Below are 17,815 nucleotides of genomic sequence, written 5' to 3'. Positions count from 1 at the left end.
GTCTAGCCGCTCCTGCCGCGGGTCTTGTTATAAAGGCTCACATGCCACAGCGAAAACCCCACCAGCGCCGCACCGGACAGCAGGTGCACCCTGCGCGCGGCGGGTGTCCGGTCTGTGTTCATAAGTCCGGTGGCCACAAGGGCCCCCAGCGCAACCGCCATGCCGGTCTTTGCCAGCGTCTTCTTATTGCGCAGAACCACAGCGGGGGTCATCTCCGCACCGGTATAAGGTCGCGAACCGGCCATAGGGCTACTCCTTGTAGCTGAGCTCCGCTTTCACGTCCTGAATCTGTTCCTTTACCTCTTCCACCCCGCCCTGCACTGCCGACCATACTTTGACAGCACCGGAAATAATGGCCTGCCGCACTGCTGGGTTGCAGGCAACCAGAGCGACACCCGCTCCCAGTGCCAGCCCTTTCAGGTAGTCGGGGTTAGACACATTGACCCACGAAGACAGCCCGGAAGCGGGAGCGGCGGAAGGAGAGGAAGGAACCGCCGCACCGGCGCCGTACTGCATGCCGGCCTGCGCCTGTGCATAGCCCTGCTGAGGCATCTGCCCGCTGTAATACGAACCGTCGGGAGCCTGACCGGCCTGAGGATACGGAACACGTTTATACTCGCTCATGGAATCACCTCGTTATTCTGTTCCGGCTGCATGCGTACCGGCGTTGTCAGCAGATGTTGCTTTCTTTTCGGCACCTTTTGCCGATGACTGCCTGCGGGGTCTGGCCGGAGTCTTTTTCTCCGCCGCATCGACAGCCGCGCAAACGGGCTGCTCCTCTGCGGCAGGACTGACGGCAGCCGGGCAGCATGATGTTTTCACGGGCCGCAGCAGAGAATCGAGAGCATATTTGGCCCCTGTGGCCACAAGAATGATACCCGCCAGCGAAGCAAACCCTGTCAGCCCCAGCGAACCGGCCACCGCCACGGCACCGCCGGTGGCAAGCCCCGTGGTGCCCGCCTCGCGGGCCACGTTCGTCACCGCCTGCTGCCGCGTGATGGTTCCTGCACGCACCTGCGCAGCCGAGCCGGCGGCTTCTGCCACTCCGCCCACCAGCGCGCCCAGCAGACCGGCATTAAAAGCCGCCCCTGCGGTCACTGTGGGTCTGTGCACATGTTTGCTCATTGCTGTTCCTCCTGCGGCTCTTCCGCGGCAGCCGCACCTGCGGCACCGCCGAAAACAGCCCCCAGCGTACCGGCCACTGCGTCTTTAACGTCCTTGTTGTTCAGCAGAAAAACAACCGCGGCTCCTACCAGAGCGCCTTTCCAGAAGTCGCCGCCCGAACCGCCAAGAAAACCCAGAATTTTTGAGCTGTCGGCTTTGCCTTCCATCAGGTCGTTCACCATGCCGTACATTTCGCCGAGACGGTTCTGGTCGTGATTGAGGCCCTCCGCCGCGGAAGCTCCGGCGGTGTTCATGCCTGCACCGGCCGCGCCCTGTCCGCCGTACATGCCTGCTTCCGGCTGCGGGGCGTATCCGCCCTGCGCCATGCCCTGCGCCATACCCTGCGGACCGTAATACATCTGCTGCCCGCCGTAGGGAGCGCCCTGCACAGGCTGATAACGGGGCCCCTGTTCCTGTCCGGCATACCCCTGAGTGGGGCACTGCACCGGCACAAATCCGGCCTGAGGCCAGAACTGATACAATCCGCCCGGCTGCGGCCCGGCTTCCGGACGGAAACCTTCGGGCGCGGCCTGTCCGGCGCCCCATGCACCGGCTGCCGCACCGCTTCCGGCTGCGGAACCTTCCTGATACTTTTCAGACATGTTCATTCCTCCTGTATGTGTCAGGCAGCCTTCAGGCTGTCCTTCAGTTCCTGCATCAATGTCTCAAACCGCGCGCCGTCCTGCGTGCGGAATGCCTCGTCAAGCAGTGCGGGCCTGATGGCAGCCGCGTCATATTCGATGACAGCGGTGCGTGCCGCGGGGTTAACCCTGACATCGCGCACCGCGGGGGGCAGACCGCCAGCGGCGGCACCATCGAGCAGCGGCCGGGCCTGAGGGTCTGAAAGCAGCGAAAGGCTGAACTTCACGCGCAGTCTGCCCGGAATATGATGCGCTATGCCGAAATGGCGCCGCAGCCGCATTATCAATTCAAGATCCATCTATCTGTCTCCTGCAGATGCCGCTTCTGCCGCGCTGCCCGGCAAATCTGACAGCGCCGGCGGCTCATGGCGCAGCAGCCGCGATGAATTGCCCAGCACGCCCAGCGTATGCACGATATGCAGCACACCGGCCATGACAGGCGAAAGAATACCCGCCGCGCCCAGTGCCGCACCCAACAGGTTCGAACCGGTGGCAATCCAGAAATTCTGACGGATGACACGCATGGTGGCCGTGCTGAGGGAATACACATAGGTAATTCCCTGCAGATCATCGGTCACAAGTGCGATATCTGCCGCTTCTATGGCCACTTCAGACCCCATGGCTCCCATGGCTATGCCCACATCAGCCCCGGTAAGCGCCAGCGCATCGTTTATGCCGTCACCGACCATCAGCACAGAAGCTCCCTGAGCCTGCAGTTTTTCCACAATAAGAGCTTTTTCTTCCGGCATGACGGAGGCATGCACCTCTTCGATGTCCAGTCTGGAAGCGAGTTCCGCCGCCGTGTTCTCCTCATCGCCGGTCACAAGGACAACCCGCCGCACTCCGCATGCTTTCAGGCGCTGCACCACGGCACGGCTTTCCGGACGCAGCTGGTTATCAAAGCCCAGAAGACCCAGAATTTCACCGCCGCGCACCACATAGAGCACCGTCAGCCCTTTTTTGCGCAGCACGGACGCCCTGCGGGAAACCTTGCCGGTGGCCACGCCGAACTGCTCCAGCAGCTTTCGGTTGCCCACCAGCACCTCGTCTCCGCCGATTTCCGCCCGCATTCCCTTGCCCAGAAAATATTCGCATACGGCGTGCGGTTCCGGCTGCAGCCCCCTGCGCTCCGCTTCGGCCTTTATGGCCTGCGCCAGCGGATGGTGGTTGTGCATCTCGACGGACATGGAAAGACGCAGCAGCAGGTCTTCAGGCTGTCCGGCCGCGCCCGCGGTGTTTTCAGAAGCAAACACGACCATGTCGGCAAGCACCGGCGCTGTGCCGGTCAGAGTGCCTGTTTTATCAAAGCAGACCACATCGGCCTTGCCTGCCTCTTCCAGATAACGGCCGCCCTTGATCAATATATTGCGGCGTGCAGCGGCGCTCATGGCCGCACTGACCGCGGTGGACGCCGCAAGCACCGTTGCACAGGGGCAGGCCATCACCAGCATGACAGTGAACGCCCGCCATGCGCTGCCGGTGAATACAAATGTGGCCGCCGTGGCGGCAAATCCCAGCTTTACCAGACGGGCTGCCAGCCTGTCCGCGGCGCCTTCGATGGGTGCCCTGTGCTCCAGTGCGTCTTCCACCCGCCGCAGCATGCGCGCCAGATAGGTGCGGTCGCCCACGCAACGCGCCCTGACGTAAATTACTCCCTGACGCACAAAAACACCGGCCAGCACCTCGTCTCCCACCGTGCGCGGCACAAAATCCGGCCTGCCGGTTATGGGTGATTCGTCAATCAGGGCTTCACCGTCCACTATTTCGCCGTCGACACAAATTTTTTCTCCGGTATGGAACACCACCACATCGCCGCAGCGCAGCGAGGCCACATCCGCCTCAACCTCCACACCGTCCACCAGCACAAACGTATGGTGTGTCGTCACCGTAAGAATATCGGAGATGGATTTGCGCGAACGCTCCGTGATCCATGCCTTGAGCAGATCCGCACCGGAATTTATCCACAGCACCTCCAGCGCGGTGACAGCTTCTCCCGCAGCCACGGCAGCCACGCAGCTGGCACCTAAAAATGCTTCAAGCGTAAACCGCCGCTGGCGTATCTGCCTGTACGCCTGACGGAACAACGGCACGCAGGCAGCAACGGTCACAAGCCCCAGCGGACTGAAGGCGGTGACGGCAAGGGGCAGCCCCAGCACTGTCCGGCGCACAAAAACGCCGCCCATCAGCGCGCTGAGAACAGCGAACTTACGGGCGGCGGGACGCACGGGATCGCATCCGGTACGCGTTGTCCTGCAGGCAACACCCCCGCATAAGCCGGAGGCGCAGGCAGGCTCGCACACCGGCTGCCGCGCAGCGTGGTTCTGCGCCATCACGGCTTCAAGGCCGGCTGTCACATCGTGCACCGACATCTGTGCCGGTACGAAAAACACCACAAGGCTTGAACAGGCCGTATTGGCGCGCACATGCTCTATGCCGTCGTACTGCAACATGGCACTGCACACGGAATCTGCCAGTATGTCATTACGGCGCAGTGCCTGCACATAAAAACGCACACGCCCCGCAACACTATGTTTTATCCGGACTCTATTTTTCACAGTTATCCTATGCTGCATATGCGATAATACTGTCAACGCAGGCCATTGGCTTTCATTCTCATGGCTGACCTCAGTTATCGACTGTGCTTTAAAGTCCCATCACCTGCAGAAACTGCTGCCGCACCACCCCGCAGGCAATATGGCTGCGGGTGGCCTGCGTCAGCTCAAGGCAGCCCGAAATATCAGCCGGAGCGCTGTCATAGGCATTTTTAAGCACCACCTCGAACCGTGCGCGCAGCTCCCTGAATGACGCTTCGACCTCCGGATACTGCTGTTCTTCCCGCCAGGGCAGACGCAGTCTTCCCGTTGCTTCGCCACGCTTGTGGTCAGGCGTATACAGTCTGTACACGCCCGGCTGCCGCCCCGCACGCTCATGGGTTCCGGGCAGACAATGCGGCTCCCATTCGCAGGGCGGACAGGGGATGGAACTTTCCATAAGCACCTGCGGCACCGCCAGTTCACGTTCGAACGGTTCCAGCGTGATGCTGTAGCAGAGCTCGGGCCGGTAATTCCCCCGTTTTTTAACAATACGCCATTCGATAATCATGCAGGCTCTCCTAGTGCATGTGAATTATATCGCCGAAAGGAACAGACCTTTCCTGCCCGCCGGTCTGCACCCACAACACAGGATAAGGCGGCTCGTCCTCCGGAAAATGCATGCACTCAAGGTCGGTGAGATATACAAGACAGGAAGGCAGATATCCCATGGTATCCACATGGCGGAAGACGGGACGGTAATCTGTTCCGCCGCCGCCTTCCGGCGCCAGACTGAGCGGCAGGTCCTGCCTGCCGCACACCTGTTCTCCTGTTATCTGCGTATCGCAGAAAATGACACGCACGGTGGTTTCGTACTGCTCCAGCAGCGACGAAAGCTCCGCAGCGAAAAGGTCAAGTTCACGGGGGGCGATACTGCCCGACGTATCAATGGCAAGTATCACCTCTGCCAGACTGACCTGCGCCAGCGACGGCAGGTACATGCCCATGTGCACATGCCTGCGGCTGGGCGGAAACCATGTATAATCGTTGCGGGCACGGTGCTGCAGAAATCTGTCGAGAAGCATGCGCCAGTCCAGTGAAGGTGCAAGCACCGTGCGGACAAGGCGTTCAAGCCCGCCGGGCAGATCACCGCTGCCGCGGGCCTGCTCCGCCGCCTGCGCCAGTGCCACCAGCCAGTTTTCATCAGCGGGGGGCGTACCCGCAGGACTCGACGATCCGCTGTCCGAAACGGCATCGCGCACCTCGCCCGAACCGCCGGGATCCCCCTGCGACGCATCATGGTCGTCACCGGTATCCTGTGGCAAAGGCTGAACCTCTGCCCCGTCGCCCTGCTCTGCACCGGCTCCTTCATCACTGCCGGAAGATTCTTCACCGTCGCCGGTCTGCGCCTGCGCGGCAGCGCCTTCATCCGCCTGCGTCTCTTCCTTTTCGGGACCGTCGGCGGTGTTATTGTCTCCGCGCATGCCGTCGCCCCCCATGCCCGCCGAAAGCTCGGCATAAATCGCTTCGGCACTCAGCCCGCGATACCGTGAATCATCAAGATATCCGGGAGGAAGCGTGATGCCGGCATCTGTCAGCACCCAGTTGATGGCATAGTCACAGGCCCTGTTCCACAGGTCGGCATCACGTCTGCCGCGGCGCATATGGTGCTGGCAGGCAGGATGCATCACCGTATGCGCCAGCAATCCCTGCAAAGCGGCGTCGGACAGTCCTCTGACATAGTACGGATTAAAAGCCAGACGCGTACCGTCAGTCCATGCGGTGCGGCAGCGGATGTCAGGCTCCGGATTCATTCTGAGGCACAGTGTTCCGAAAAAGGGATGGGCCATGACAAGCCGTATGCGGGCTTTGACCATACGCGCACGGCACTCTGCCACGGCTGCGGAATATGACATACAGGCCCCTTAAAAAAGCACCTGCGCATTGGCAGTGGCCCAGCGGGTGAAGGCTCCGGAATCGAGCACGGCTTTGTCACGCGCGGCCGCTCCCCGCACCAGCAGCACGCCGAACTCTGCAGGCAGTCTGGAAGCGTAGCGCACCAGCCCGTCCATGGTCGCGGGGTTCATGGCCCGTGCCAGCGCCTCGCACAATGCATACAGCACGGCCGGTTCTTCGGGCACCGGAGCCGAGTCGGGCGCCGCAAGCACCGCTTCCGGTTCGGGCAGGTCGCGGCACAGACGGCAGAAACCGGTAAATTCGGCTGCCGCTCCTTCTCCTACGGTACCTTTAAGCAGGGCATACTCCAGTGCCTCCTCCGGACGGCTCTGCACTATACGGCCGGCGTATTCCCATGTTCTCGGCGAAGGAAAAGCCTTTTCCGGTCCGGACGGATCAAAACAATGCAGCAGGGACGGCCGGAAACGGATAAACGCCACCAGTTCTTCGGGCATGTTTTCCTGTTGCGCCCACGCTATCCAGTCCTCCACCGAAGGCTCGAAATCGAGATGGACAAACCTGTTGGCAAGGGCGGAAGGCATTCTGTGCGTGACCGCCCTGTCAGACTCGCGGTTACCCGCGGCAACAACAGTCCACCCCGCGGGCAGTTCGTATTCACCCAGCTTTCTGTCCAGCACCAGCTGATAACAGGCCGCCTGAACAAGCGGGGTGCCGCGTTAAGCTCGTCCAGAAAAAGAATGCCGCTGCCGCAGCGGGGAAGAAACGAGGGCGGACACCAGCGGGCCACATCATCCTGCCCTATCTTGGGAATACCGCGCAGATCCACAGGATCGAGCAGAACCGCCCGCAGGTCCACCAGTTCGCGGCCGAGCAGGCGGGCTGTCTGGGCCACAATCTGACTTTTTCCCACTCCGGGGGCACCCCATACAAAGGCGGGCTGCCCGAGAGGAACAAGCAGCTCCAGAGCCTTTTTTATTTCCGTAGGACGCATTGCGCCTCCTGACTATAAATTTCATTTTCAACTGAAGAACACACGGCAACTCAAAGGCGGACGTTCTTCTTTCAAGACTGATATTGAAAACCAATTTCAGAGTCAACCCGAAGATACGCCCGTGCAGATGGTGCCCGCGGCAAGACCATTGCGGGTATTACGCTAAAAACGTCTGTGCCGGACTGCAGGTGCAGGCATGCGGACGGCATATGCATGACTGAGGGCGGTACGCGTACACAGCCAGACTGCCGCCAGCACAAAACATGACAGGATGCTGCCTGCACATACCACAGTTCCGGAATGCTGCAGGCAGACCGCACAGCCTCCGCACCCGCCGCAAAGCTCTCCTGCCATGCCGGACGGCCACGTCCGCTGCACCGGAACCCCTGAAAAAGCCGGAAAGAACTCTGACACCGTACGGAGTTGCGCCTGCACAGCGGGGAGAAAAAAACGGCGTGCCATGGCGCATAGTGCACAGCACTGTGCGCAGCGTACGTTGCAGCACGCCTGCCGGACAACGCATCCGGTCAGACTGCCGCACCACGAAAAAAACCCCGCCGGTTACCGGCGGGGCTTGTCACAGTCCGCATGCAAAACCGCAGCTAGTATGCACCGCTGCGTTTAATAACCACCCACAATGTGCGTGAAAGCACATGCAGATCCATCCACACCGACCAGTTGCGTGAATAATAGGTATCCAGCATCACACGCTCTTCATACGTCGTGTCATTGCGTCCGGATATCTGCCACAAGCCTGAAATGCCCGGCAGAGTGCGCTTGTACAGTTCAAACGCCTCGCCATAACGCGGTACTTCCGCATCCACTATGGGCCGGGGCCCCACCAGACTCATTTCACCACGCAGCACATTAAGCAGCTGCGGCAGTTCGTCCAGACTGGTACGCCGCAAAAAGCCGCCAATGGCGGTTATACGCGGATCACAGCGCAGCTTCTGATTTTCAGCCCATTCTTCGGCCAGTTCGGGGTGCTGCGCCAGATGCTGCTGCAGCACCGTATCCGCATTGCACACCATGGTCCGGAACTTGATGATTCTGAAGTGTCTGCCCCACCGTCCGATGCGCGGCTGTGAATAAAAGACCGGTCCGCCCCCTTCCAGACGCACCGCGGCGGCCAGCACCGCCATGACCGGCAGCAGCACGGGCAGCGCCAGCATGATGACCGTCAGGTCCAGTGTCCGCTTAAGCCGCTGGCGCACAGGGTCGAGCAGTTTGGTCTGCATCTGGAAAAAAAGCACACCCCCCACATCGCGCACCTGAACATTAAGTGCATCGAAAGCCTTGGGCGGCATGACCAGCGTCCGCTCAAACAATTCCTCGATACGCAGCACCTCGTCGGAAAAAAACAAATCGCGACTTTCAGGCGTGCACACCAGCATGGGCTGCGGTCGCATGGCGGCGTACTCTCTCAGCGGCTGCAGGCGGTCATCGCCTGCATCATCGGGCTGCACCGTGCCAAGCACGCTGATCCCCTGCCGCCGGTCTTTACTGAAGCGCCCGGCCAATGTGTCGGCGTCGGCTCCTGCCCCCCATATCACGGCGGGAATCCCCCACCACGGCCGGCGTGAAAACCGCCGGCGCACGGCAATACGGCAGAACGGCACCAGAATGACCGACCCCAGCCATCCGCCCAGCATCACCAGACGCGAAAATTCTTCACTGGCTTTGAAAAAAAAGGTGGTGGTGATGAGAAAGAAGAAAATCAATGTTGTACCCAGTGTCAGGCCTTTCAGTTCCTCATGAGGAGCCATCAGTACTCCGGGATAAAGCCCGCGCATGGCATATGCCGCCAGAAAAAACACCACCACCGGCGCACACCGCAGATAAAAGGAAATATGAAACTGCCCGTCAAACAGATACCGGACCACCACAGCGGCCCCGATGGCGCAGACCAGTGCAAAGATATCCGATGCCAGCATCAGCAGCGTCATACGCATGCCGGAAGTCATCAGCCGGCAACCGCCCTGCAGCGTACATCCCTCATTCATGGGGCACAGCCTCCCCGCGGGTGCACCTGCCGGCGGAAACCACCGCTCCCATGATACACCCAAACATCATAAGTCCCATGGCAAGCCACCATGTCCGGTAAAAATTATGGCCGAACACACCGGTTCCGAGATATGCGGCAAACCCCGCCCACAACAGACCGGCCATACGCCAGTAGCGGATTTCATCCACGTCTGCCGCACGGACACCTTTCCATACCCGGATGCCGCACCAGATAAAACCTATACCCGCCAGAACACCGGCAAGCAGCAGAAAACCCGCAATGCCGCCATCTGAAAGAAACTGTACAAAAATACCATGCGGATGCGGAATGGTGTTGTCATTGATGACAAGCGTTATGCCCATGCTGTTAAACGCCGGATTGAAAGTGCTTGCTCCCGTGCCGAACCACATATGCTCGCGGAAGATACGCCATGCCGCTTCCCACAGCTCCCAGCGGCCGTCACGCAGCGCGGTGGACAGACGGATTCTGTCCGGCCCTGCCAGCAGCAGAATACCGAGCAGCACAGGCGGCACCATCAGCAGCCTGCGGTGCACACGCAGACAGAGCACGGCATAGCAGTATAACGCACCGGCAAGCCCCAGCATGGCGCTGCGCGTCTGCGACATGACCAGCACAAAAAACGGAGGGACGGAAACAGCGGCCACAAACAGGCTGCGCCACCGGACGGACAGGCTTCGGGGCAGAGCCCAGAACGTGAGCAGTGCCGGCACCATGGCGATGGCCAGATAATTGCCCACGCGGTATGTCCCCATGGATCCTGTCAGCCTGCCGTCAACAGTTACGGGGGTACCGTTAATCAGATCGTACCCCGTCACGAACTGCCACATGCCGTCGGCCCCCTGCCCGAATACTGCCAGCAGCAGACACACACCCGCCGTGCGCATGTCACGGGGCGACCTGATGCATTCCAATCCCATAAAAAACAAAGGAAATGATTCATGCAGAATATGTTTTGTATATCCGAAGCTGTGCCCCGGCCACTGCGAAAAAATCGTCGCCGCAAACGGGTAGAGAAAAAAAACGGCGAAAATCCAGCGGAACGGCAGACGGGCCAGATTGGAACGGGCATACCCGCCGGTGTAATACGCCGCCAGCAGAACAAGTCCGGCAACACCGGCACCCACCTGAAACGCCTTGCCCAGCGGAGAAAGCAGACAACCGGCAAAAAAAACAACACGCAGCAGGGCATACGATTGCGCCACAATCTTTTCCTGCCCGAGCCAGACTTTCAGCCGGCGCAGGGCAGACGCGGAAAAAGCGGCAGCGCGTGCCACCGTTTGCGTGCCAGAGCGGCCATACTGTTCACCAAAGGAACCAGTTTCTTGCATCGAAGACTCCAACAGTCGGGGTTAGCGTTCAGCCCACTAACATTTATAAGAAATCTTGTACAGCGAACACTAGACGCCCTTGTTCACAACCGGTATATATGCTTTGTGAAAACTGCACTTGTACATTACTGGCTGGTCAACAGACGCGGGGGGGAGCGGGTTCTTGAAGAACTCTGTCACATGTTTCCCCATGCGGATATCTACACGCATGTGTACGACCCCGCGCAGTTCGCGTCTTCCGTCATTACCCGCCACCGCATACACACATCGTTCATCGGGCGTCTGCCCCGCGCGCGCAGACTGTACCAGTACTACCTGCCGCTCATGCCTCTGGCTCTCGAACAGCTGGACCTGCGCGGCTATGATCTGGTCATTTCCAGCGAATCCGGACCTGCCAAAGGAATAATAACCTCGCCTGATACACTGCATCTGTGCTATTGCCACAGCCCCATGCGGTATGTGTGGGACATGTATCACGACTATATGGAGCAGAGCGGCCGGATAAAGCGTCTTTTAACTGCACCCGTGATGCATTACCTGCGCCTGTGGGACAGAGCATCAGCAGACAGGGTTGACCGCTTTGCCGCCAATTCGCAGTACGTAGCAAAACGCATTGACAAATGCTACAGGCGGGCAAGCCGCATTATACATCCTCCAGTGAATGTAAAACAGTTTTCATACTCTCCACAACGCGACGATTTTTATCTGTATGCCGGCGAACTGGCACCCTACAAGCGGCCCGAGCTTGCCGTGCAGGCCTGCAACGCGCTGGCAAAACCCCTTGTCGTCATAGGCGGCGGCTCCATGGAACCGATGCTGCGCCGCATGGCCGGCCCTACGGTGCACATCATGGGGCGCCAGCCGGACAACGTACTTGCAGACCACTACTCCCGCTGCAAGGCACTCATTTTTCCCGGAACGGAAGACTTCGGCATCATACCGCTGGAAGCCATGGCTTCAGGCGCTCCTGTCATTGCCTACGGCAGAGGCGGCGCGCTGGAAACGGTGCAGGACAACCGCACGGGACTGTTTTTCGGGCAGCAGACCGCGCAATGTCTGGCAGAAGCCATCAGCCGCTTTGAATCCAGCGGGGTGGACTTTTCAGCCGCTGACATCGCCGCACATGCTGCCGCATGGGATGCCCCGTTTTTCCGCACCCGTATGGAAAAACTTATCGGCGACGCCCTGTCCGGCACAGTCTGGTAACCCTGCCGCACCCTACCGGCCGCAAATAAAAAAGGTACCCCCCAGCATAGCTGGGGGTTCTTCATATGCGCCTGTAAGGCTTTCTTACTAGCAGCGCCCTAGCAGGCGCACGTTCGTCTGGCATCTGCATTTCTGTTACTTGCGACCCGTAAACGGGTTTCCAGAATATGGAAGGGATAATTGATCACCGAGCTTATCATGCTCAAGTTAATGCTTAATGTAATCTTGTATCTTTGCCTTGTTTTTTCCAACTGTATCTACATAATATCCACGGCACCAAAACTCGCGATTCCGGTATTTAAACTTCAGATCGCCAAATTGATCATACAACATTAAACTGCTTTTTCCTTTCAAGTATCCCATAAAACTTGAAACACTCATCTTTGGCGGTATTTCAAGAAGCATATGTACATGATCGGGGCAGCATTCTGCTTCGACTATATGTACGCCTTTCCACTCACACAGTTTGCGCAATATCTCACCCACTGCGCGCTTCTTCTCCCCGTAAAAAACTTGCCGCCGATACTTTGGCGCAAACACTACGTGATATTTGCAGTTCCATTTTGTGTGGGCTAAACTCTTAGCGTCACCCATTGTGACCTCCTTTTGATTTGCCACCTGCAGTTGCCAGACCGCAGGGATTAATTAGCAAATCAAAAGGAGTTTTACTAATATCTCTATAGCTTTAAGCTTTACGGACCCCCCCGCCTAGCGGGGGGTTTTCTGCATACAAAAAACGCCGTATCCTTTTACAGGATACGGCGTTCAATGCACATCAGACAGCATCCGGCATTACAGCCCGACCTACTGTCAGAGCCGCGCATCAGCAGCCGGGCATACTCCGGCCGCTCTGCGGCGTACCAGTTCGGCGCGCAGGGTTTGCGCACGCACCAGCGTAAATGCTTCCGCAGGGCACACCTGCATACAGGCCGGACCTTCCGGACGGTCCGTGCACAGCTGACACTTGGACGCCCTGCCGCCCCGCACCTCAATGGCCCCCACCGGACACGCCACCATGCACATTTTGCAGCCGATGCACAGCCCGCTGTCCACGGTGACCACGCCCTCCGCCATCCGTATGGCTCCGCGCGGACAAATTGCCGCACAGGGAGCATCGGCACATTGCCGGCACTGCACCGGCGCTGTAACCGCAGCTTCCGCCACCAGATGCAGCCGGGGGCTGAATACGGCTGCCTGTCCCCCGGGGGCAAACACGGACTGACCTGCCGCTGCCGCGGCACACGCCACCTCGCACGCGGCACACCCGATGCACCGGCGCGGGTCCGCCACAATAAAAGCATTCATCTTAGCCTCCCTAACGCGTCTGGCCGTAAACAGTATGCAGCAGATTGTGCGAAACATGGCTCAGAGGTTCGCCCAGAAATTCACGGTACAACGCCTGCACCTGCGGATTTTCATGCGATTTGCGGCAGGCAAGCTCGGCATCGTGGCGGTACAGCGCCGCCTTGCGCGCGGCATACACCTCATCCCGCTGAAAAGGCAGCAGCACTTTGGGCTGGCCCCCGCCGCTTATGCAGCCCTGCGGGCAGCACATCACCTCCACAAAATTCACATCACAGGTACCCGCGCGCACGGCTTCCAGCAGCGGACGCACATGCTGCAATCCGGCCACCACAGCCACGCGGAAGGTGCGGCCGTCCATGGTCAGGGTTGCGTGCCGGATTCCTTCGCCGCCCCGCACATACACCAGTTCCGTGCAGGGCACGGGTTCTCCGGTCACCAGTTCATAGGCAGTACGCAGCGCGGCTTCCATCACTCCGCCGGTCAGTCCGAAAATGTTCCCGGCACCTGAGTAGCTGCCCAGAGGCCGGTCAAACGGCTCGTCGGGCAAAGCGGCAAAATCTATGTGCGCCTGACGCAGCATGGCCGCAAGCTCGCCGGTGGTCAGCACCGCATCCACATCACGCACCCCGTCATGCTCCATCCCGGGTCTCTGCGCTTCTGCCTTTTTGCAGGTACAGGGCATCACCGCCACGCTGAAAACCTGCCGCGGGTCCACACCGTCCAGCTGCGCCCCGTACGACTTGAAAACGGCTCCGGCCATCTGCTGCGGAGACTTGCAGGATGAAAGATGTTCCAGCAGGTCGGGGAACTGCTGTTCGGCATAACGGACCCATGCGGGGCAACACGACGTGAACATGGGCAGCGGTCCGGCGCCTTCCATACGCTGCAGCAGCTCACTGCCCTCTTCCATTATGGTCAGGTCGGCTGCAAAATTGGTGTCGTAAACCCTGTCGAATCCCAGCCTGCGCAATGCTGCGGCCAGCCTTCCGGGGGTCAGCGCCCCCGCAGGCATACCGAACTCTTCGCCGATGGCAGCACGCACGGCTGGCGCACACTGAACCATGCTGTGGCAGCCTTCTGCCAGACGACCGGCCACCCGCGGTGCATCCCCCGTGTGCCATGCGGCAAAAAGCGGTGCTGCCTCCGAAACAAAAAGGCCTCTTTCCCGCTTCTTTTCGGCAATGCAGGCAGGGTGCTGTTCGTAAAAAGAGGCAAAAGCACTGCACTGCTGCACGCACTGCCCGCACAATACGCAGACATCCTCTCTGATACTGTGCGGCGTCCCCTGCACCCCTTCCACCGCCCCCACGGGGCAGACATCTTTGCACCGGCCGCAGCCCGTGCATATATCGCTGTCAATGCGTATCACATTCTGCTGTCCATTCATGACCTTCCGTCCTCCGGATGCAATGCCGTCACGTATTTTGCCAGTCCGGCCGCAGCCTGCGCGCAGCGTCTGCGGCGCAGATCACTCACCGCGGCCATGCGCAAAGCGCCGCGGGGGCAGGCCTGCACACACGCCGGTCCTGCCTGCCTGCCGGTGCACATATCGCATTTGACGGCCACCATGACCGGAGAAACCGTGCATACACCCCCGTCCTCTGTCTGCACGGTCTGCATGACGGCACGACCCTGCGCGTATACAGGCACCAGTTCCACGGCGCCGAACGGGCAGGCCAGCATACAGGTCTTGCAGCCCACACAGCGGGCCTCTTCCACCACCAGTGCGCCGTCCTTACGTCTGATGGCACCTGCGGGGCAGCTTGCAGCGCAGGGGGCATCCTCGCAGTGACGGCACTGCACAGGGGCTGTGGCCAGCGGCGTGCGCACCAGATACAGACGGGGAAGCAACGGGCTGTCCAGATTGCCGGCCACGGGGTGTTCCTTGCCTGTAGCGGTGTGCGCCACGGCGCAGGCCACCTCGCACACACGGCAGCCTATGCAGCGCGAAGCATCTGCCACCACAAAATCACTCAACTGGGATTGCATATTTTCTCCGGTGTTCCGGCAGGATGCACCGCCGGTTCGGAATAGTGTTTCTGAGCAGCCGCCTCCGGCCGCCGTCCGGCGGTATCCGCCGGACAGGGGCCCTGCCGGTCTGCTTTTTCCACGCGCACCGAACATATTTTCAGTTCCGCGGTGCCTGTTTCAGGGTCTGCCGCGCTGTTGGTCAGCACGTTGCCGCAGCTTTCGCTGTAGTGGAATGTGACAAAGACCAGACCGCGCATGGTTTTTTCGGTCACATGCACCCGCGCGGTCATACTGCCCCGGCGCGAAGTGAGCCGCACCATATCGCCGTCGGCTATCCCCAGAGGCGCCGCATCGTCAGGATGCAGCTCCACCTGCTCTTCAGGGGCCACGCCGTTCAGCCCCCAGCAGCGGCGGGTCATGGTGCCGGTATGATAATGGGCAACAACCCTTCCGGTGGTAAGCATCAGCGGATACGCGTCATCCGGCAGTTCCGCCGGTTCACGGTGCTCCACGGCAAGAAAAGCCCCCCGGCCGCGCATAAATGCGTTCCGGTGCAGCACCGGCGTGCCCGGATGATCAACATCCGGGCAAGGCCACTGCAGGCCGCCCTTTTCCAGACGGGCATAGGTTATGCCTGCGTAACTGGGGGTCAGCGCCCGCATTTCGTCAAATATTTCCTCCGGCGAACCATACTCCGGCCCTGCCCCCATACGGGTCAGAAGCTCGCTGAGTATCTGCCAGTCCGGGCGGCTGCCGCCTGCGGGGGGCACCGCCCTGCGGATGCGCTGCACCCTGCGTTCGGTACTGGAAAACGTGCCGTCCTTTTCGGCAAAGGACGCTCCCGGCAGCACCACATGCGCCTTTGCGGCTGTCTCGGTAAGAAAAATATCCTGCACCACCAGAAACTCCGCAGCGTCCAGACAGTGTTCCACATGGCCCACATCAGGATCGCTGCGCATGGGATTTTCACCAAAAACATACAAAGCCCGCACAGTGCCGTGTTCCAGCCCGTGCAGCACGTCAGGTATGCGCAACCCCGGCTTTCCGGGAACTTCTCTGCCCCACGCGGCCGCAAAGCGCTCACGCACGGCAGGGTCGGTCACGCGCTGGTACGCGGGCAAAACATCGGGCAGGGCACCCATATCGCATGCGCCCTGCACATTGTTCTGTCCGCGCAACGGATTGACCCCTGTACCCGGCCGCCCCGCATTACCGGTAAGCAGCGCGATGTTGGCCACGGCGCGCACATTGTCCACGCCGGAGGTGTGTTGCGTGATGCCCATGGTGTAATAGGTGGAGACGTTGGCGGCGCAGCCCAGAATGCGTGCCGCGGAGCGGATGTCGTCCGCCGGTACGCCTGTGATTGCCGATGCCTTTTGCGGCGTGCAGCGCAGCACGGTTTCGCGGAACGCCGCATATCCTTCGGTGCGCTGCGCGATGAATGCCTCGTCGGCAAGACCTTCGGAAATAATCACATGAGCAATGCCGTTCAGCAGCGCCACATCAGTGCCGGGACGCAGACGCAGCCACACCGCGGCGTGCGCCGCAAGCGTAACGGCGCGCGGGTCGGCCACCACCAGACGGGCCCCCTGACGCACGGCCTGAAGCATATTGGCCCCTATGACCGGATGGCATTCCGTGGTGTTTGTACCCACGGCAAAAATCACATCGCCGGCCCCCATGCTCTCCAGTTCATCAATGGAATTCGTCATGGCTCCGCTTCCGAATGCTGCGGCCAGACCGGCCACGGTGGGAGCGTGTCAGAGACGGGCGCAGTGGTCGACATTATTGGTGCCGACGGCCGCACGCATGAACTTCTGCATCAGATAATTTTCTTCGTTGGTACAACGGGCGGAACTGAACCCTGCCACGGCATCGGGCCCGCTCTGACGGATAATCTCTGAAAGCCGCGATGTGATACAATCGTAGGCTTCTTCCCAGCTGCAGGGCACCAGCCGGCCATCCCTGCGGATAAGCGGAGTTTTCAGCCGGTCACCATGGTGAATGAAATCAAAGCCGAAATGCCCCTTGGAACACAGCCTGCCTTTATTCACCGTGTTGCTGACGGCCGGACGGACTCCTGTCACAGTATCGTCATGCACCTGAAGGTAAAAAGCGCACCCTGTACCGCAGTAAGGACACGTTGTTAATACTTCTTTCATCTTTTACCACCTGTACGCAGTATGCCGGAAAGCAGTAACTGCATTCCGGCGTTGCTGTTGCATTCCGTAGCAGCCGCATTTTACACTTGGCTTACGGACACGCCTGCCTTACTCCCGTACAGATAAAAAGGACAAGTCATTTTTATGCATTGTAAAAAACTGCTGCATGAACACAGTTCAAGCATGCACTCACGCCATTCATCTTGACTATCAATCATAAAGTACATGTGTGTTTACGGCAAAAAATAAAGGTAACGCCGGTACAGACGCCATCAGGTACCGCACGCACGGATACTGCTCCATGCCGTGACGGACTTGCGTGCCGCATATAAAAAGGGCGGCACAGGCGTCTTTACAGCCCGCGCCGCCCGTGAAGGCCGACTGGAGAGATATAAAAAAATCAGACCGCGCTTTGGGACTGCGCAGGGCAGCCATGGCAGGCAGCCCCCCGCACTATGCCCGGCAGGGCGGCAAAGAGTGTCTGCAGCGCCGCCGGAAGCAGAAACGTGACCGTATGCGCGGGAACACAGAACAACGGAATGGTTTTGTGCAGCACACACCGGCTGCACCGGC

At 59.9% G+C, this 17,815-nt stretch carries 15 protein-coding genes and 2 pseudogenes; 1 reads left to right on the top strand and 16 read right to left on the bottom strand.

Annotation, left to right across the window (positions count from 1 at the left end):
• Positions 1-2: 2 nt before the first annotated feature.
• The 11 genes and pseudogenes from ACZ5D1_RS02420 to ACZ5D1_RS02370 form a co-directional block, all read right to left on the bottom strand.
• Positions 3-245, bottom strand: a complete 243-nt coding sequence (locus tag ACZ5D1_RS02420) for a hypothetical protein (RefSeq protein ID WP_011366616.1) — start codon at positions 243-245, stop codon at positions 3-5.
• A gap of 4 nt (positions 246-249) precedes the next feature.
• Complete coding sequence (locus ACZ5D1_RS02415; RefSeq protein ID WP_011366615.1) at positions 250-624, bottom strand: hypothetical protein; 375 nt, start codon at positions 622-624, stop codon at positions 250-252.
• Between the two features lie 12 nt (positions 625-636).
• Positions 637-1,125 (bottom strand): magnetosome protein MamC, encoded by a 489-nt coding sequence (locus ACZ5D1_RS02410; RefSeq protein WP_011366614.1) that lies wholly within the window; start codon positions 1,123-1,125, stop codon positions 637-639.
• Complete coding sequence (locus tag ACZ5D1_RS02405) at positions 1,122-1,766, bottom strand: hypothetical protein (RefSeq protein WP_011366613.1); 645 nt, start codon at positions 1,764-1,766, stop codon at positions 1,122-1,124. Before ACZ5D1_RS02405 ends, ACZ5D1_RS02410 begins: the two co-directional genes overlap by 4 nt.
• Positions 1,767-1,786: 20 nt before the next feature.
• Positions 1,787-2,104 carry a cation transporter gene (locus ACZ5D1_RS02400; protein WP_011366612.1) on the bottom strand — a complete coding sequence of 106 codons (318 nt, stop codon included), beginning with the start codon at positions 2,102-2,104 and terminating at the stop codon, positions 1,787-1,789.
• Positions 2,105-4,360 carry a heavy metal translocating P-type ATPase gene (locus tag ACZ5D1_RS02395; protein WP_011366611.1) on the bottom strand — a complete coding sequence of 752 codons (2,256 nt, stop codon included), beginning with the start codon at positions 4,358-4,360 and terminating at the stop codon, positions 2,105-2,107.
• Positions 4,361-4,448: 88 nt separating this feature from the next.
• Positions 4,449-4,907, bottom strand: coding sequence for a hypothetical protein (locus ACZ5D1_RS02390; protein WP_273195077.1), 459 nt, complete (start codon positions 4,905-4,907; stop codon positions 4,449-4,451).
• A 10-nt stretch (positions 4,908-4,917) separates the two neighbouring features.
• On the bottom strand, positions 4,918-6,252 hold the full coding sequence (locus tag ACZ5D1_RS02385) for a vWA domain-containing protein (RefSeq protein ID WP_011366606.1): 1,335 nt from the start codon (positions 6,250-6,252) through the stop codon (positions 4,918-4,920).
• Positions 6,253-6,261: 9 nt separating this feature from the next.
• A pseudogene (locus ACZ5D1_RS02380) lies at positions 6,262-7,244 on the bottom strand (ATP-binding protein).
• Positions 7,245-7,846: 602 nt separating this feature from the next.
• On the bottom strand, positions 7,847-9,247 hold the full coding sequence (locus ACZ5D1_RS02375; RefSeq protein WP_011366604.1) for a sugar transferase: 1,401 nt from the start codon (positions 9,245-9,247) through the stop codon (positions 7,847-7,849).
• The gene (locus ACZ5D1_RS02370; protein WP_011366603.1) at positions 9,240-10,598 is read right to left on the bottom strand and encodes an O-antigen ligase family protein; all 1,359 of its coding nucleotides are present in this window, start codon (positions 10,596-10,598) and stop codon (positions 9,240-9,242) included. Before ACZ5D1_RS02370 ends, ACZ5D1_RS02375 begins: the two co-directional genes overlap by 8 nt.
• A gap of 105 nt (positions 10,599-10,703) precedes the next feature.
• Between ACZ5D1_RS02370 and ACZ5D1_RS02365 the strand changes: the two genes are divergently transcribed.
• A complete protein-coding gene (locus ACZ5D1_RS02365) occupies positions 10,704-11,804 on the top strand; it encodes a glycosyltransferase (protein ID WP_011366602.1) in 1,101 nt (366 codons plus the stop codon).
• A 135-nt stretch (positions 11,805-11,939) separates the two neighbouring features.
• Here the strand turns inward: ACZ5D1_RS02365 and tnpA are convergent.
• From tnpA to ACZ5D1_RS02340, 5 genes and pseudogenes are all read right to left on the bottom strand, one after another.
• Positions 11,940-12,398, bottom strand: a pseudogene (tnpA, locus tag ACZ5D1_RS02360) (IS200/IS605 family transposase).
• Between the two features lie 216 nt (positions 12,399-12,614).
• Entirely contained in the window at positions 12,615-13,109 is a 495-nt protein-coding gene (locus tag ACZ5D1_RS02355; RefSeq protein WP_011366600.1) for a 4Fe-4S dicluster domain-containing protein, read from the bottom strand.
• A gap of 10 nt (positions 13,110-13,119) precedes the next feature.
• A complete protein-coding gene (locus ACZ5D1_RS02350) occupies positions 13,120-14,496 on the bottom strand; it encodes a [FeFe] hydrogenase, group A (protein WP_011366599.1) in 1,377 nt (458 codons plus the stop codon).
• Entirely contained in the window at positions 14,493-15,098 is a 606-nt protein-coding gene (locus tag ACZ5D1_RS02345; protein WP_011366598.1) for a 4Fe-4S dicluster domain-containing protein, read from the bottom strand. The genes ACZ5D1_RS02350 and ACZ5D1_RS02345 overlap by 4 nt, the downstream gene beginning before the upstream one ends.
• Positions 15,083-17,242: a formate dehydrogenase H subunit alpha, selenocysteine-containing gene (locus ACZ5D1_RS02340; protein ID WP_011366597.1), complete on the bottom strand. Its 2,160-nt coding sequence runs from the start codon at positions 17,240-17,242 to the stop codon at positions 15,083-15,085. Before ACZ5D1_RS02340 ends, ACZ5D1_RS02345 begins: the two co-directional genes overlap by 16 nt.
• Positions 17,243-17,815 lie beyond the last annotated feature (573 nt).

Source organism: Oleidesulfovibrio vietnamensis (assembly GCF_055388115.1).
This window is presented reverse-complemented; position numbering and strand designations above follow the sequence as displayed.

What these genes read in the sequence shown, in the direction of transcription:
- ACZ5D1_RS02390 (WP_273195077.1), bottom strand. Translation starts at nt 4,907, where the DNA reads ATGATTATCGAATGGCGTATTGTTAAAAAACGGGGGAATTACCGGCCC.
- ACZ5D1_RS02415 (WP_011366615.1), bottom strand. Translation starts at nt 624, where the DNA reads ATGAGCGAGTATAAACGTGTTCCGTATCCTCAGGCCGGTCAGGCTCCC.
- ACZ5D1_RS02420 (WP_011366616.1), bottom strand. Translation starts at nt 245, where the DNA reads ATGGCCGGTTCGCGACCTTATACCGGTGCGGAGATGACCCCCGCTGTG.
- ACZ5D1_RS02350 (WP_011366599.1), bottom strand. Translation starts at nt 14,496, where the DNA reads ATGAATGGACAGCAGAATGTGATACGCATTGACAGCGATATATGCACG.
- ACZ5D1_RS02400 (WP_011366612.1), bottom strand. Translation starts at nt 2,104, where the DNA reads ATGGATCTTGAATTGATAATGCGGCTGCGGCGCCATTTCGGCATAGCG.
- ACZ5D1_RS02410 (WP_011366614.1), bottom strand. Translation starts at nt 1,125, where the DNA reads ATGAGCAAACATGTGCACAGACCCACAGTGACCGCAGGGGCGGCTTTT.
- ACZ5D1_RS02385 (WP_011366606.1), bottom strand. Translation starts at nt 6,252, where the DNA reads ATGTCATATTCCGCAGCCGTGGCAGAGTGCCGTGCGCGTATGGTCAAA.
- ACZ5D1_RS02345 (WP_011366598.1), bottom strand. Translation starts at nt 15,098, where the DNA reads ATGCAATCCCAGTTGAGTGATTTTGTGGTGGCAGATGCTTCGCGCTGC.
- ACZ5D1_RS02405 (WP_011366613.1), bottom strand. Translation starts at nt 1,766, where the DNA reads ATGTCTGAAAAGTATCAGGAAGGTTCCGCAGCCGGAAGCGGTGCGGCA.
- ACZ5D1_RS02355 (WP_011366600.1), bottom strand. Translation starts at nt 13,109, where the DNA reads ATGAATGCTTTTATTGTGGCGGACCCGCGCCGGTGCATCGGGTGTGCC.
- ACZ5D1_RS02375 (WP_011366604.1), bottom strand. Translation starts at nt 9,247, where the DNA reads ATGAATGAGGGATGTACGCTGCAGGGCGGTTGCCGGCTGATGACTTCC.
- ACZ5D1_RS02370 (WP_011366603.1), bottom strand. Translation starts at nt 10,598, where the DNA reads ATGCAAGAAACTGGTTCCTTTGGTGAACAGTATGGCCGCTCTGGCACG.